The organism is Brevundimonas sp. (assembly GCF_036402095.1).
Classification (GTDB): Bacteria; Pseudomonadota; Alphaproteobacteria; order Caulobacterales; family Caulobacteraceae; genus Brevundimonas.
In genome coordinates this window covers 1-14018 of the sequence record NZ_DASWTO010000190.1, presented here as the reverse complement: position 1 = coordinate 14018, position 14018 = coordinate 1, and the positions used below count along the sequence as shown (strand labels likewise).

At 70.1% G+C, this 14018-nt stretch carries 12 protein-coding genes, 1 tRNA gene and 1 pseudogene; 8 read left to right on the top strand and 6 right to left on the bottom strand.

What is annotated here, in order from left to right; translation table 11 throughout:
- A partial coding sequence (locus VGD32_RS12625; protein WP_331032233.1) for an argininosuccinate lyase occupies positions 1 to 750 on the bottom strand: 750 nt, incomplete at its 3' end.
- Between VGD32_RS12625 and VGD32_RS12620 the strand changes: the two genes are divergently transcribed.
- Positions 749 to 1378 carry a TlpA disulfide reductase family protein gene (locus VGD32_RS12620; protein WP_331032232.1) on the top strand — a complete coding sequence of 210 codons (630 nt, stop codon included), beginning with the start codon at positions 749 to 751 and terminating at the stop codon, positions 1376 to 1378. The two genes, VGD32_RS12625 and VGD32_RS12620, sit on opposite strands and share 2 nt — an antisense overlap.
- Here the strand turns inward: VGD32_RS12620 and VGD32_RS12615 are convergent.
- Positions 1375 to 1671, bottom strand: a complete 297-nt coding sequence (locus tag VGD32_RS12615; protein WP_331032231.1) for a hypothetical protein — start codon at positions 1669 to 1671, stop codon at positions 1375 to 1377. The two genes, VGD32_RS12620 and VGD32_RS12615, sit on opposite strands and share 4 nt — an antisense overlap.
- A 152-nt stretch (positions 1672 to 1823) precedes the next feature.
- Between VGD32_RS12615 and VGD32_RS12610 the strand changes: the two genes are divergently transcribed.
- The gene (locus tag VGD32_RS12610) at positions 1824 to 2165 is read left to right on the top strand and encodes a hypothetical protein (protein WP_331032230.1); all 342 of its coding nucleotides are present in this window, start codon (positions 1824 to 1826) and stop codon (positions 2163 to 2165) included.
- Between the two features lie 118 nt (positions 2166 to 2283).
- Positions 2284 to 2715: a DUF2059 domain-containing protein gene (locus tag VGD32_RS12605; RefSeq protein ID WP_331032229.1), complete on the top strand. Its 432-nt coding sequence runs from the start codon at positions 2284 to 2286 to the stop codon at positions 2713 to 2715.
- Between the two features lie 9 nt (positions 2716 to 2724).
- On the opposite strand, the gene VGD32_RS12600 is transcribed toward VGD32_RS12605, so the two are convergent.
- Positions 2725 to 2801 (bottom strand) — tRNA-Met (locus tag VGD32_RS12600).
- Between the two features lie 182 nt (positions 2802 to 2983).
- On the opposite strand from VGD32_RS12600, the gene VGD32_RS12595 reads away from it, so the two are divergent.
- Complete coding sequence (locus VGD32_RS12595; protein ID WP_331032228.1) at positions 2984 to 4210, top strand: PQQ-dependent sugar dehydrogenase; 1227 nt, start codon at positions 2984 to 2986, stop codon at positions 4208 to 4210.
- A 3-nt stretch (positions 4211 to 4213) separates the two neighbouring features.
- Here the strand turns inward: VGD32_RS12595 and dapD are convergent, their stop codons facing one another.
- Genes dapD through argB form a run of 3 tightly spaced genes read right to left on the bottom strand, consistent with a single transcriptional unit; the run spans position 4214 to position 6704 of the window.
- Positions 4214 to 5071 (bottom strand): 2,3,4,5-tetrahydropyridine-2,6-dicarboxylate N-succinyltransferase, encoded by an 858-nt coding sequence (dapD, locus tag VGD32_RS12590; RefSeq protein WP_331032227.1) that lies wholly within the window; start codon positions 5069 to 5071, stop codon positions 4214 to 4216.
- A complete protein-coding gene (locus VGD32_RS12585; RefSeq protein ID WP_331032226.1) occupies positions 5068 to 5763 on the bottom strand; it encodes a pyrimidine 5'-nucleotidase in 696 nt (231 codons plus the stop codon). Before VGD32_RS12585 ends, dapD begins: the two co-directional genes overlap by 4 nt.
- Positions 5760 to 6704 (bottom strand): acetylglutamate kinase, encoded by a 945-nt coding sequence (gene argB, locus VGD32_RS12580; protein ID WP_331032234.1) that lies wholly within the window; start codon positions 6702 to 6704, stop codon positions 5760 to 5762. Before argB ends, VGD32_RS12585 begins: the two co-directional genes overlap by 4 nt.
- A 75-nt stretch (positions 6705 to 6779) precedes the next feature.
- On the opposite strand from argB, the gene VGD32_RS12575 reads away from it, so the two are divergent.
- The 4 genes and pseudogenes from VGD32_RS12575 to VGD32_RS12560 all read left to right on the top strand — a co-directional run.
- The gene (locus VGD32_RS12575; protein WP_331032225.1) at positions 6780 to 6965 is read left to right on the top strand and encodes a hypothetical protein; all 186 of its coding nucleotides are present in this window, start codon (positions 6780 to 6782) and stop codon (positions 6963 to 6965) included.
- Between the two features lie 122 nt (positions 6966 to 7087).
- Positions 7088 to 12919 carry a M10 family metallopeptidase C-terminal domain-containing protein gene (locus VGD32_RS12570; RefSeq protein WP_331032224.1) on the top strand — a complete coding sequence of 1944 codons (5832 nt, stop codon included), beginning with the start codon at positions 7088 to 7090 and terminating at the stop codon, positions 12917 to 12919.
- Positions 12920 to 12962: 43 nt separating this feature from the next.
- Positions 12963 to 13640: an acylneuraminate cytidylyltransferase family protein gene (locus VGD32_RS12565; RefSeq protein WP_331032223.1), complete on the top strand. Its 678-nt coding sequence runs from the start codon at positions 12963 to 12965 to the stop codon at positions 13638 to 13640.
- A gap of 171 nt (positions 13641 to 13811) precedes the next feature.
- Positions 13812 to 14018: pseudogene (locus tag VGD32_RS12560) on the top strand (cell envelope biogenesis protein OmpA); the annotation flags it as partial.

The following is a 14018-nucleotide window of genomic DNA, read 5'->3' as shown; positions in this document are numbered from 1 at the left end:
GCGGTCCGACACCGCGTCCAGCGAATTGCCCATCGGCCGGTCGAAGCCCAGCTCCGCCGCCGTCATGTGGCGGTCGATGGGGAAGGGCGAGCCGGCAAGGGCGGCGGCCCCCAGCGGGTTCTCGTTCATCCGCCGCCGCGCGTCCGCGAACCGCCCCGCGTCCCGCCCGAACATCTCGACATAGGCCATCAGATGGTGGCCGAAGGTCACCGGCTGGGCCGGCTGCAGATGGGTGAAGCCCGGCATCAGGTCGCCGGCGTGCGGCTCGGCCCGCGCCAGCAGCGCCCGCTGCAGCCCCTCCAGCTGCGCCACCGCCGCGTCGCAGGCGTCCCGCACCCACAGCCGGAAATCGGTGGCCACCTGGTCGTTGCGGCTCCGCGCCGTATGCAGCCGCCCCGACGGCTCGCCGATCAGCTCGGCCAGCCGGGCCTCCACATTCATGTGGATGTCCTCGAACTGGTCGCGGAACGGAAAGCTCCCGTCCCGGATCTCGGACTCGATGGTGTCCAGCCCGCCGAGTATCGCCTCCGCGTCCGCCGCCGTCAGTATCCCCTGCTTCGCCAGCATCCGGCAGTGCGCCCGCGAACCCGCCAGGTCCTGGGCCCACAGCCGACGGTCCACGCCGATCGAGACGTTGATCGCCTGCATGATGTCGGCGGGCCTGGCGGAGAAGCGTCCGCCCCACATGTCTTGACCTTCCGCGTTCGGAGAAGGCTTAACTGTGGGAACGGGTTGGGAAGGCTGTGTCATGAAGGGCTCGAAGGCGGCGGGGGTGGCGATCGCGGGCGCTTTGGCGGTCGGCATGATCGCGGGCGCCGGGCTGCTATACGCCAATCGCGACGCCTTCTTCAAAGCCGCCGCGCCCGAACCGCCCGCCAAGAGCGAACTGGCCCGCTTCGCCAGGGGCTCCCTGACCCGGCTGGAAACCCCGGCCGCCCTCGTCCAGGCCCCCGTTTACGCCTTCAGGACCCGCGAGGGCGCGGAGGTCCGCTTCGCCGACTTCCGGGGCAAGGTCGTGGTGGTCAACCTCTGGGCCATGTGGTGCGCGCCGTGCCGCACCGAGATGCCCACCCTGGCCCGGCTCGCCGAGGCCTATGCCGGCACGGATCTGGTGGTGCTGCCGATCAACGTCGACGCCACCGAGGACGGCCTCGCCGACGCCCGCAGCTTCATCGACGTGCATGAGCCCCTGCCGCTCTACAGCGACATGAAGTTCCAGCTGCCGTTCGAACTGCCGGGCGAGGGCAAGATGCCGCAGACGGTCCTGCTCGACCGCCAGGGCCGCATCCGGGCGCATTTCTCGGGCGAGGCGGACTGGGCCAGCCCCGAGGCGCGCGCGCTGGTCGACGCCCTGCTGGCCGAGACCGCCGGAGCCTAGTTTCCGCGCTTGTCGGTCTGGGTCTCGGCCTTCTGCTCGTCGGCCTCCTCGGCAAGCCGGTCCGTGCCCTCGTCGATCTCCTGGGCCACCTCGCCGGCGCCGGCGGCGATGGCCGAGCCGACCTGGGCGGCCTCTTCCTTCAGCGAGGCCCCGGCTTCGTCGGCCGCCTGACCGGTGTCGGCCGCGGCCTCGTTGGCGTCGGCCTGGGCGTCGTCCTGCTCGGCCTGGGTGCAGGCGGAAGCGCCGAGGGCGAGGACGGCCACGGCGGTGAGTGCGGCGATGTGAATGCGCATGGGAAGTCCCCTTCGGCGTTGAACCTTTGCCGTGAACGCGGGACGGGCCCCGGGGTTGCCGGACTCGCGCTGGCCGAACGCCGTGCTACCATCCGGACGCCTCGATTCCGCGCCGGGCCGCCGGCGCCGTCCCGGAAAAACGGAGAACCGCCATGAAGTCGCGAACGGCAGCTTTCGTCCTTATCGCCAGCGCCCTGACCCTGTCGTCGGCCGCCGTGGCGCAGAGCACCAACAATCGTCCGCCGGCGGGCCCCACCGGGCGGATGACCCAGCAACAGGAAAGCTGGCGCTTCGAAAGCGAGGAGATGCGGCGCCAGAACGCCATGACGCCCGAGGAGGCCGAAGCGGAATACGGGGCCGAACGGGTCGCGCTGGCCAACCGGGTGCAGGCCCTGATCGACGAGGGCAAATGCCGCGAAGCCCGGGCGCTCGCCAACGAGGCCGGCGAGCGTCAGATGGCCCTGCGGATTCGCCAGACCTGCCGCTCCCGCTAGAACCGGAGCCGTGGCATAGACAGGGAGGAGCCCGGCCGTTCCGGTCGTGGTCGTTTGGGGAAAGACCGTGCTGAAGAACCTGATTGTGGCCCTATTGGCGGCCGTGAGCCTGCTTGGGATGTCCGCGGATCCCGCTGCGGCCCAGAGCCGCAGCCATGCCGCCGCGGCGGAGGAAATGCTGACGGCCATGCAGGCGCGGCAGATGTTCGAGGACGCCCGCGAGGGCGCATTGCGGGCCCAGATCAGCGCCAACCCCGCTCTCGCGCCGTACGAAGAGGTGATGCGCGGCTTCTTCGACGACTTCCTGACCTGGGAGGCGGTGCACGACGACTATGTCCGTCTCCACATGGCCCGTTTCACCGAGGCTGAACTGCGTGAGCTGGCCGCCTTCTACAGAACGCCGCTCGGCCGGCGCATGGCCGAGGAGAGCGCCGCGCTGGGCGTCGAGCTCAGCCTCGTGGGCCAGAGAATCGTCGAGTCCAACCAGGCCGAGCTGGTTCGGCGAATCACCGCTGTCACCAACGGCGCGGCGGATTCAGGCGGCTGGTGACAGGCGCGATGGTGGCTGGGGGCGGGCTCGAACCGCCGACCTGTGGGTTATGAATCCACCGCTCTAACCAGCTGAGCTACCCAGCCCCGGCGCCCGGGGTCCGGCGGGAACTGGTCTGTCCGCCGGAAGAGGCGTGCCTATAGAGGGGGGCGCAGGCGGTTTCAAGTCGTCGCGGACGGCTTCGTACGCCTTGCGGGCTTGCGCCCGCCGCCGGGAACGCCAAGGTCCATTGCTTCGCGTCACCAACGACCCGCCCCGGGAGATTTCCATGCGCCTCGCCGCTCTCGCCGTCTCCGTCTCCGCCGTAGCCCTGGCCGCCGCCTGCGGGGCCGGGGAACCGGCCCAGACACCCGCCAGCGGGCAGAATCCGGCGGTGGAGACCCGGCCGCCGAACGGCGCCGGCCAGCAGCCCGCCTTCGCCGGCCAGACCCGGGCCCCCGCCGTCCGAACGGATGCGGCCCTGGCGCATACGGTGGTCGCCTCCGGGCTCGAGGAGCCGTGGGGACTGGCCCTGCTGCCCGATGGCCGCTGGCTGGTGACCGAGCGGCCGGGCCGGCTGCGGATCGTCACGGCCGAGGGCGCCGTGGGCGAGCCTGTCGCCGGGCTGCCCCGCGTCGACGCGCGCGGTCAGGGCGGTCTGCTGGACGTGGTCGTGGGGCCGACCTTCGCCCGCGACCGCTTGATCTACTGGAGCTATTCCGAACCGCGCGAGGGGGGCAACGCCACGTCCGTGGCGCGCGGACGCCTGTCGGACGACGGGGCCCGGGTCGAAGCCGTGCAGGTCATCTTCCGCGCCCTGCCGGCCTATGACGGCGGCGCCCACTTCGGCTCGTCGCTGGCCTTCGACGGCGCCGGCCACCTGTTCATCACCCTCGGCGACCGCTCCGACGCGCCGATGCGGCCGCAGGCCCAGGATCTCGGCTCTCACATGGGCAAGACGATCCGCATCAACGCAGACGGCTCGGTTCCGTCGGACAACCCCTTTGTCGGACGCGAGGGCGCGCGGCCCGAGATCTGGTCGCTGGGACACCGCAACGTGCAGGGCGTCGCGATCTCGGGCGACAGGGTCTGGACGGTCGAGCATGGCACACGCGGCGGCGACGAGATCAACCTCGACCGGGCCGGGATCAACTACGGCTGGCCGATCATCGCCTATGGCGTCGAATACCGCGGCGGACCGATCAATGAGGGGATCACCGCCCGCGAGGGGCTGGAACAGCCGGTCTACTACTGGGATCCGGTGATCGCGCCGGGCGGCATGACCGTCTACGACGGCGCCATGTTCCCCGATTGGCGAGGCGACCTGCTGGTCGCCGCCCTGAAGGAAAAACATGTCGCCCGGCTGGTGCTCGAAGGTGATCGCGTCGTCGGGGAGGAACGGCTGCTGACGGATCTCGGCGAGCGGGTTCGCGACATCGCCGTGGCCGCCGACGGCGCGGTCTGGGTGATCACGGACGAGACCAACGGCAAGCTGGTGCGGCTGGCCGCGCGCTGACGGTCAGTCCCGGAGCAGCTCGTTCACGCCCGTCTTGGCCCGGGTCTGGGCGTCCACCCGCTTGACGATGACCGCGCAATAGAGCGACGGCCCGCCGTTCGGGTCGGGCAGCGCGCCCGGCACCACCACCGAATACGCCGGCACCTCGCCGCGGAAGACCTCGCCGGTGGCCCGGTCGACGATCTTCGTCGACCCGGACAGATAGACGCCCATGGCCAGCACCGCGCCCTCGCGGACGATGACGCCCTCGGCCACCTCGGCCCGGGCGCCGATGAAGCAGTTGTCCTCGATGATGGTCGGATTGGCCTGCAGCGGTTCCAGCACGCCGCCGATTCCGGCCCCGCCCGACAGGTGCACGTTCTTGCCGATCTGGGCGCAGGAACCGACCGTGGCCCATGCGTCGACCATCGCGCCTTCGTCGACATAGGCCCCGATGTTCACGAACGACGGCATCAGCACCACGTTGCGGCCGATGAAGGCGCCCCGTCGCACGATCGAGCCCGGCACCGAGCGGAAGCCGGCGTCCTGATAGTGGTTGGCGGTCCAGTCGCCGAACTTGTTGGGAACCTTGTCCCACCACGGGCCGACCCCCGGCGCGTGGCTGGCCGCGCCGCGGTCGCCGCCGCGGACGAGTTCGTTGTCGTTGAGCCGGAAGGACAGCAGCACGGCCTTCTTCAGCCACTGGTGCGTGGTCCAGACCCCGTCGTCGCCCCGGGAGGCGACCCGCGCCTCGCCGGTGTCCAGCATCGCGATCGCGTGCTCGACCGCCTTGCGGACCTCGCCATGGGTCGAGGCCGAGACATTGGCCCGGTCCTCCCAGGCCGCCTCGATCACGGACTCCAGATCGGCGCGGTCGGTCATGTCGGGTCTCCCGGCAGGATGGCGGTGGCGAGGAAGGGGCCGAGCGCGGCCGCCCGATGGTCGACGAACGTCGCCTCGGCGTCAAAGGCGTGCGGGCCGACCAGGATGGTGGTCATCCCCAACTCCTTGGCGTGTTCAAGATTGCGGGCCGTGTCCTCGAAGAAGGCCGCCGTCGCGGGATCGAGGCCGAATTGGCCCAGCATCAGGGCGAAGGTGTCCGGATGCGGCTTGGGCACCAGGCGGGCGTGTTCGACGGCGAATAGCCCGTCGAACAGGTCGCTGATTCCGAGTTGCTCCAGCACCCGCTCACCATGCCGCGTCGAACCGTTGGTGAAGACGTAGCGGGGCCCTTGCAGCCGCTCCAGCCCCGCACGCAGACCCTCGTCGGCATGGAGGTCATCCAGCGGCACGTCGTGCACGTCCGCCAGGAACTCCTCGGGATCGATGGTGTAGTCCTTCATCAGCCCGCCGAGCGCGGCGCCGTGATCCATCAGGTACCGCTTTTGCAGCACGCGCGCCTCGTCCAGCGGCAGGCCGGTCGTGCGCACCATGAAATGGCCGATGCGCTCGCTCACCCGCTTCAGAATCTGCCGCTCGGGGGGATAGAGGGTGTCGTCCAGATCGAAGACCCAGCTTCGCACGTGGCGCAGGTCGGCCCCGATCTCCGTCGACTGGACGGGCTCGGCGGTCATCCTTCGGCCTTCACCAGCGTGCCGGCGCCGTGTTCGGTGAACAGTTCGACCAGCATGGCGTGCGGCCGCCGCCCATCGAGAATGACGACGGCCTCGACCCCGTCGCGGACGGCGGCGATGGCCGTCTGCAGCTTGGGGATCATGCCGCCCGTGGCGACGCCGTCGTCGATCAGTTTCGAGGCTTCTCCGACCGTCATCTGGCGGATGATCTGGCCGTCCGCGCCCTTCACCCCGGCGACATCGGTCAGAAGCAGCATGCGCTTGGCGTTCAGCGATCCGGCCAGGGCGCCCGCCACCGTATCGGCGTTGACATTGAAGGTCTGTCCGTCCTCGGCGACGCCGATGGGGGCGATGACGGGCACCCAGTCGGCATCGGACTCCAGCAGGCGGACGACCAGTTTCGGATCGACCCTGGTCGGTTCGCCGACGAAGCCCAGATCGACCTCGTGCTCGATCATGCTGTCGGGATCGCGCCGGGTGCGTTTGGTCTTTTCCACCGTCAGCAGGCCGGCGTCCTTGCCCGACAGGCCGATGCCGCGCACGTCGGCCTTGCGCCCGGCCATGGTGATCCAGTGGGCGATCTCCTTGTTGACCGCACCGGACAGGACCATCTCGGCCACCTGCATGGTGTCGGCGTCGGTGACCCGCAGGCCGTCGACGAAGCTGGACTTCACCCCGGCCTTCTCGAGCATGGCGCTGATCTGCGGCCCGCCGCCATGGACCACGACCGGGTTCACCCCCATCAGCTTCAGGAGCACGACGTCGGCGGCGAATTGCTTCGCCACCGCGCTCTCGCCCATGGCGTGGCCGCCGTATTTGATGACCACGGTCTTGCGATCGTAGATCTGGATGTAGGGCAGGGCCTCGGCCAGCGTCTTCGCCGTGTCCCAGCCCTGCGCGTCTCTCGCGCGATCTTCGGATTGCCGTTCTGTCTCGTCCATCACCAGCGGGTCCGTAATGCCAAGCCAGAGCCGTGTCATCATGAAACCGGACCCCGGTCCGCCCGTTCCGTCCGGATGAAAGAGCACGACATCGACGACAGGGACCTGACGCCTTCCGATCCGGCCGACCCGGCGTCGCTCCAGCACCCGGACCCGACGCTCTGCCCGGAATGCCTGGGCGCGGGCGCGCTGGCGTCCGGCGAGGTCTGTCCGGTCTGCGAGGGAACCGGCAAGGCCACCAATCGCACCGGCGGGGGTTGAGTCGAAAACAACCCTGGATTGCGGATGACGGCGAGGTCACCACGAGTTGAACCGGCCGCGCTTGTCGTTTCGCCAAGCCGCGTTACGTTGGCCGACTGAATATTCGTCGGTTGGGCCTCAGCATGTTCGATTCCTTCTCGCGGAGCTTCGGCTCGACCTCTTCGCACCTCACCGAGGACGACAGCGGCCGCGGCGCCGGGCCCGCCCGGGACCCCTCGTTCGGGGCCATCGCCAGCTATCAGATCTGCGGCTGCTGCGGACGCTTCCATGGCGCGACCGACGGGTCTGACGGCGGCGGCCCGCAGGGCGTGATCCTGAACGCCGATGATCGCGGCACGTTCGGTCCGAACGGCAAGCCGTCGCTCGGCCCCATCGACGCCGGCGCCCAGATCACCCGGTCCAACACCAGCTGGGCCACGGGCCTGGGCCAGCCGGCCGTGGTGACCTACGCCTTCCGGGCCTCCGCCCCGAACATGCCGACGGACACCAGCGGCTTCTCGCAGTTCAACAACTTCCAGATCACCGCCACCGAGTTCGCCCTCGCCGCATGGTCGGACGTGGCCAACATCACGTTCAACCGCGTCAACGATACGGGCAGCCAGTATTCGAACAGCGCCACCATCCTGTTCGGGAACTATTCGTCCGGCCAGAGCGGCGCCGCCGCCTTCGCCTACCTGCCCGGCGGCATGCCCGGGGCGACGGGCTCCAACGCCGTCCAGGGCGACGTCTGGATCAACAGCTCGCTCTCCTACAACTCGGTGCCGGTGATGCAGGCCTATGGCCAGCAGGTGCTGCTGCACGAGATCGGGCACGCCATCGGCCTCAGCCACCCCGCCGCCTACAACGCCAGTGCGGACGGCGTGATCACCTATGCGGCGAACGCCACCTACTTCGAGGACTCCCGCCAGTACACGGTGATGAGCTATTTCGAGGAATGGCGGACCGGCGCCGATTTCCGCACCGCCGGCGGGGGCAACCGTTATTCGGCGGTTCCGCTGCTCGACGATATCGCCGCGGCCCAGCGCCTGTACGGCGCCAATATGACCACCCGCACCGGCGACACGGTCTACGGCTTCAATTCCACCGCCGGACAGCCGTGGTTCAGCGCCACCTCCGTCACGAGCGCCCTGATCTTCGCGGTCTGGGATGCGGGCGGGACGGACACCTTTGACTTCTCGGGCTACGATGTCGCCCAGTCGATCGATCTGCGGCAGGGCGCCTTCTCCAGTGTCGGGGCGCTGGTCGGCAACGTCGCCATCGCCATCGGCGTGGTGATCGAAAATGTCATCGGCGGCATCGGCGCCGACACCATCCGCGGCAATTCCGCCGACAACCGGATCACCGGCAACGGCGGCAACGACGTCGTCGACGGCGGGCTCGGATCGGACACGGTGGTCTTCTCGGGGCCCCGCGCCAGCTACACCGTCACCTGGAACGGCCAGGTCGGCACCGTGACCGGCCCGGAGGGCACGATCACCCTTCGCAATGTCGAATTCCTCCAGTTCTCCGACCAGACCATCGCGGCGGCGCCGACCGGCGGCCTGCTGGTCGCCGGCGACATCACCAACGAGACCATCAACGGTACGGTCTTCGCCGACACGATGGGCGGTCTGGGCGGGACGGACACGGTCAACGGCCTCGCCGGCGCCGACACCCTGGACGGGGGTTCGGGCAATGACGTCCTGAACGGCGGCGACGACGACGACTTCCTGATCGGCGGGCTCGGCAATGACGCGCTGAACGGCGGAACCGGCGCCGACATCGCCGACTATTCCGGCGCAGGCGCGGCCATCACCGTCAATCTCACGACCGGGACCGCCAGCGGCGGGGCCGGCGCCGACACCCTCTCCGGCATCGAGGAGGTGCGGGGCACGGCCTATGCCGACACCCTGACGGGCGACGGCGTCGGCAACATCCTGCGCGGCGGCGGCGGCGTCGACACCCTGAACGGCGGCGGCGGGGCCGACCAGCTGTTCGCCGGCGCGCCCGGCGAAGGCGGCGGCGCACCGGACATCATCAAGGCGCAGGGCACCGCCAACGCGTCGATCGGGACCGCCGTCTCCGTTGCCGGCGGGTTCGACCTCGGCACGCGGTCCGACGTCGCCAACTCGACCACCATTCCGCACGCCACCGTGGTGGCGACGACCCACGGCGGCATGGAGTATTACGCCTTCACCGTGGCCGCGGGCGAGACGGTCGTCTTCGACATCGACAACGCCAGCTTCGACAGCGTGGTCCGGGTCTTCGACGCCGGCGGAACCCAGCTGGCCCAGAACGACGATTCCGCCGCCGGCGAAACCGGGCCCGAGACGGATTCCAGGCTCAGCCACACCTTCGCGACGGCCGGCACCTACTATGTGCAGGTGTCGCAGTGGCAGTCGGGCTCGGACGCGACCCTCGTCACCACGGCCCCGGCGGCCGGGGGCTCCTATACGCTGCACATCTCGATTCCGAGCGCGCCGGTGACGCCGATGGTGTTCGTTGGCGCGACCATGAACGGCGACGCCGGTGCGGACGCTCTCAACGGCGGCGTCGGCCGCGACACCCTGAATGGCGGCGCCGATGACGACCAGCTGACCGGCGGCGGCGAGAACGACACCCTCGACGGCGGGACGGGCACGGATACGGCGGTCTTCAGCGGCAACCGCGCGGCCTACACGGTCAGCGTCAACTCGGGCGTGACCACGGTGGTCGGGCCCGACGGCACCGACACGATCAGCAATGTCGAGCGGCTGCAGTTCGCCGACGGCCTGTTCGACGCCGCAGGGGCCCCGCTGGGCGGCGCCATCAACGGAACGCCGAGCGCCGACACCCTGAACGGCACGGCCAACGCCGACACCATCAACGGCCTGGACGGCGACGACGTCATCAACGGCGGCCTTGGCGGCGACACCATCGACGGCGGAGCCGGGACCGATACGGCCGTCTTCTCCGGGACCATGGCGGGCTCCACGGTTTCGACCGCGGGCGCGGTCACCACCGTCACCGGCCCCGACGGCTCCGACAGCCTGTCCAACGTGGAGCGGCTTCGCTTCTCGGACGGCACCCTGATCGTGGGCGCGGGCGGCGGCCAGTATTATGCGGGCTCGGCGAACGCCGACACGATCACCGGCACCGCCTTCAACGACCAGATCGAGTCGGCGGCCAGCGACGACACCATCACCGGCGGGACCGGTGCGGACTCCATCGACGGCGGAACCGGGACGGACACGGCGGTCTTCTCGGGCAACCGCTCGGCCTACACGATCGACGTCAACGGCGGCGTCACGACTGTGACCGGCCCCGATGGCTCCGACACCCTCGTCAACGTCGAGCGGCTTCAGTTCGCCGATGGCCTCTACACCAGCGCCGGCGCGCCGATCACCAATCCGATCAATGGCACCAGCGGCAACGACACCCTGAACGGCACGGCCGGCTTCGACGCCATCAGCGGCGGCGACGGCGACGACGTGATCACGGGAGCGGGCTCCAACGACACCATCAGCGGCGGCGCGGGCGTCGATACGGCGGTCTTCGCCGGCCTGCGCACCAGCTATGTGGTGACGACCTCCGGCGGTACGACCACGGTCACCGGGCCGGACGGAACGGACACCCTGACGACCGTCGAGCGGCTCCGCTTCGACGACGCGACCCTGATTGTCGGGGCGGGCGGCGGCCAGTATTTCGCCGGCACCGCCAGCGGCGACACGATCAACGGCACGCTCTTCAGCGACGAGATCAACGGCGGCGGCGGCAACGACACGATCAACGCCCTGGCCGGCGACGACCTGGTGCTCGGCGGCGACGGCGACGACACCGTGACGGCGGGCGTCGGTGCGGACCGCCTGTACGGCGGCCTCGGCGCTGACCGGCTCGAAGGCGATTCCGGCGATCAGCTGTGGGGCGAAGACGGCAACGACACGCTCGTCGCCGTGGGCTCCGCGGCGACGGCCTCGATCCTCCTCGCGGGCGCGGCGGGCGTCGACACGGCGGTCCTGCGCGGCGTCTCGGCCCAGCTGGACCTCGCCACCGGCGTCGGCTCGGTGGGCTCGACCGTGATCTCGGCCTCGGGTCTGGAGAACGTGGTCGTCGAAGGGGCGGGCGCCGGCATGCGCACCGTATCCGGAAACGGGGCGGCCAACGCCCTGTCGGTCGGCGCCCTCGGCGACGGGACGTTCGGCGTGACCTTCGACGGTCGCGGCGGCAACGACGTCCTGACCGGCGGCGGCGCGGGCGACGTCCTGATCGGCGGCGCCGGCCTCGATGTCCTTTACGGCCGCGGCGGGGCCGACAGCCTCGAAGGCGACGCCGGAGATCAGCTGTACGGCGAGGACGGAGACGACACCCTCGTCGTGCTCGGCTCCGCGGTCACCACCTCCATTGTCGTCTCGGGCGCCGGCGGCGTCGACACGGCGATCCTGCGCGGTGCCTCGACCACGGCGAATCTGGCCACCGGCGTCGGCACCGTCGGATCCACCGGCCTCTCCCTGTCGGGCGTGGAGAACGTGGTGGTGGAGGGCGTCGGAGCCGGAATGCGCAACGTCACCGGCAACAGCGCGGCCAACCGGATGTCGGTCGGCTCGCTTGGAGACGACGGTTCGCTCAACGTCACCTTCGACGGCGCGAGCGGAGACGATGTCCTGTCCGGCGGTGCGGGCGATGACGTGCTGATCGGCGGGACCGGGATCGATACGGCCGACTACAGCGGCGCGGCGGCGGCCATGCGGGCCCAGCTGAACACGGGGGTCACGGCGTACGACGGCGACGGCGGAACCGACACGCTCAGCGGCTTCGAGAACCTGACCGGGTCGGCCTTCGACGACATCCTGATCGGCGACAACGCCACCAACGTGCTGATGGGCGGCCTCGGCCGCGATACGATCATCGGCCTCGGCGGCAACGATGTGATCCACGGCGGGACGGGCCTCGCCAACCAGCTGCAGGGCGGCCTCGGCAACGACACCTATTATGTCGACGTGCGCGGCGACAGCGTGGTGGAAATGGCGGGCGAGGGCGTCGACACGGTGATCACCACGGCCGTGCAGATCAACCTTTCCGCCAATGTCGAGAATCTGACCTATGCGGGCACCGGAACCTTCACGGGCGTGGGCAACGCGCTGGGCAACACCATCCGCGGCGGCCTGCTGCGGGATACGCTGATCGGCGGTGGCGGCAACGACATCATCTTCGGCGGCGCCGGGGCGGCGAACAACGTGTTCGGCGGGCAGGGCGACGACTACTTCATCCTCCAGGCCGCGGACAGCGTCATCGAGAACGTCGGCGAGGGCACCGACACCGTCGAGGCCCGCATCAACAGCTACACCTTGGGCGGCAACGTCGAGAACCTGATCTTCGGGGGCTCCGGCAACTTCACCGGCAACGGCAACGCCCTGAACAACCTCATCATCGGCGGCGCCGGGAACGACACCCTGCGCGGCGCCGGCGGCACGGACCAGATCCGCGGCGGCCTCGGGACCGACACCGTCGTGCTCCAGGGGCTGGCGGCCGACTATACGATCACGGCGGAAGGGGCCGGCTGGCGGATTATCGACGGCACAGCCGGCCGCGACGGCTCGATTCTGGTCCTCGACGTCGAGACGCTGCGCTTCGGCGACGGCTCGACCCAGGCTCTGGGCGCGGCCCCCGCGCCGCTGCTGTCCGCGAAGGACGGGGACGAGGCGCCCCAGACCCTCCCGGCCGCGGCTGGAGTCAAGGACGCGTCCGACGACCTGCCGCTGGTGCTGCCCTCGGCCGAGGATGACGCCTTCCTGCCCTTGGCCGCCGCGGATGAGGCCCAGGTCCTGCCGGCCCTGGATGACGGCGGCCCGCTTGTCCTGCCGGCCGAGGTCCAGAAGGTCGCGATCCTGGACCTGTTCGCGCCCGCCGACGGCCAGATGATCGTCATGGGGCCGATGGGGCCGGTCCTGATCGAATCGAGCGACGATCTGCGCCTCACGCCCGATCCCTGGGCGTGAGCGGGCCCGCGGCGATACGGGGCGGAGCCGGAGGCGCGGGCGCATGATCGGGGATCGGCGGGTTCTGGCCATCGTGCCGGCGCGCGGGGGGTCGCAGCGGCTGATCGCCAAGAACGCCCGTCCCCTGGCCGGCCGGCCTATGGTGGCCTGGACGCTCGAGGCCGCGCGGGACTCCGCCCTGATCGATCACCTGGTCGTCTCGACCGACGATCCGGCGGTGGCCGCCGCCGCCGCCGAAATGGGCTGGCCGCCGCCCTTCATGCGGCCGGACCACCTGTCGGGCGCGACCGCCTCGGTCATCGACGCCATCGAGCACGCGCTGGAGGAGGTCGGCGGGCGCTGGGACTATGTGGTCCTGCTGCAGCCCACCTCGCCGCTGCGAACCGCGGGGGACATCGATCAGGCGATCCGCCTGTGCGACGAAACCGGGGCCCCGGCGGTGATCGGGGTGTCGCCGCTGCCCAAGCCGCCGGGCTTCTACGGCCGCGTCGATGCGGCGGGCCGATATACGCCGGGGGGCGTGGACCTCGATCGGACCGTCGTGATCAACGGCGCGGTCTATGTGGGGCGTCCCGACATCCTGATGCGTGACCGCACCTTCCAGTCCGAAGGGGCGAGGGCCTATTCCATGCCGGCCGAGCGCGGCTGGGATGTCGATACGCCCGCCGAATTCGCTGTTTGCGAGGCGCTTTTTCCCTTCCGGACGGCGGAATCCGCCTGAGTCGCCCCACGGTGCGGCGCCGGACAGGTCCCTGTAGCTGAATGGTCACGCTTGTCGCCGTTCCGGGCTTCTTCGGCTCGACCTGAGCCAGCGGGGCTGTTATGAGGGTGCAAGCGGCGGCTCGTGCGCCGCCTTGAGAAAATTCACTTGGGCTGCGGAGGGCATCCACCCATGCGCGTTAAGACTTTCATTCTGGCGTCCAGCGCCGCCGGGGCGTTGGCCCTGTCGGCGGGCGTCGCGGCTGCCGAGCCGAACGGCTGGTACGGCGCGATCGATGTGGGCTACCACACGATCGACGATCTGGAACTGGTCTCGCAGACCACGGGTCCGCAGTGGGACTTCGAGGTTGACGACGACTGGGCGGGCTTCGCCCGTCTG

What these genes read in the sequence shown, in the direction of transcription:
- VGD32_RS12595 (WP_331032228.1), top strand. Translation starts at nt 2,984, where the DNA reads ATGCGCCTCGCCGCTCTCGCCGTCTCCGTCTCCGCCGTAGCCCTGGCC.
- VGD32_RS12605 (WP_331032229.1), top strand. Translation starts at nt 2,284, where the DNA reads ATGTCCGCGGATCCCGCTGCGGCCCAGAGCCGCAGCCATGCCGCCGCG.
- argB (WP_331032234.1), bottom strand. Translation starts at nt 6,704, where the DNA reads ATGGACGAGACAGAACGGCAATCCGAAGATCGCGCGAGAGACGCGCAG.
- VGD32_RS12615 (WP_331032231.1), bottom strand. Translation starts at nt 1,671, where the DNA reads ATGCGCATTCACATCGCCGCACTCACCGCCGTGGCCGTCCTCGCCCTC.
- VGD32_RS12570 (WP_331032224.1), top strand. Translation starts at nt 7,088, where the DNA reads ATGTTCGATTCCTTCTCGCGGAGCTTCGGCTCGACCTCTTCGCACCTC.
- VGD32_RS12610 (WP_331032230.1), top strand. Translation starts at nt 1,824, where the DNA reads ATGAAGTCGCGAACGGCAGCTTTCGTCCTTATCGCCAGCGCCCTGACC.
- VGD32_RS12620 (WP_331032232.1), top strand. Translation starts at nt 749, where the DNA reads ATGAAGGGCTCGAAGGCGGCGGGGGTGGCGATCGCGGGCGCTTTGGCG.
- VGD32_RS12575 (WP_331032225.1), top strand. Translation starts at nt 6,780, where the DNA reads ATGAAAGAGCACGACATCGACGACAGGGACCTGACGCCTTCCGATCCG.
- VGD32_RS12585 (WP_331032226.1), bottom strand. Translation starts at nt 5,763, where the DNA reads ATGACCGCCGAGCCCGTCCAGTCGACGGAGATCGGGGCCGACCTGCGC.
- dapD (WP_331032227.1), bottom strand. Translation starts at nt 5,071, where the DNA reads ATGACCGACCGCGCCGATCTGGAGTCCGTGATCGAGGCGGCCTGGGAG.
- VGD32_RS12565 (WP_331032223.1), top strand. Translation starts at nt 12,963, where the DNA reads ATGATCGGGGATCGGCGGGTTCTGGCCATCGTGCCGGCGCGCGGGGGG.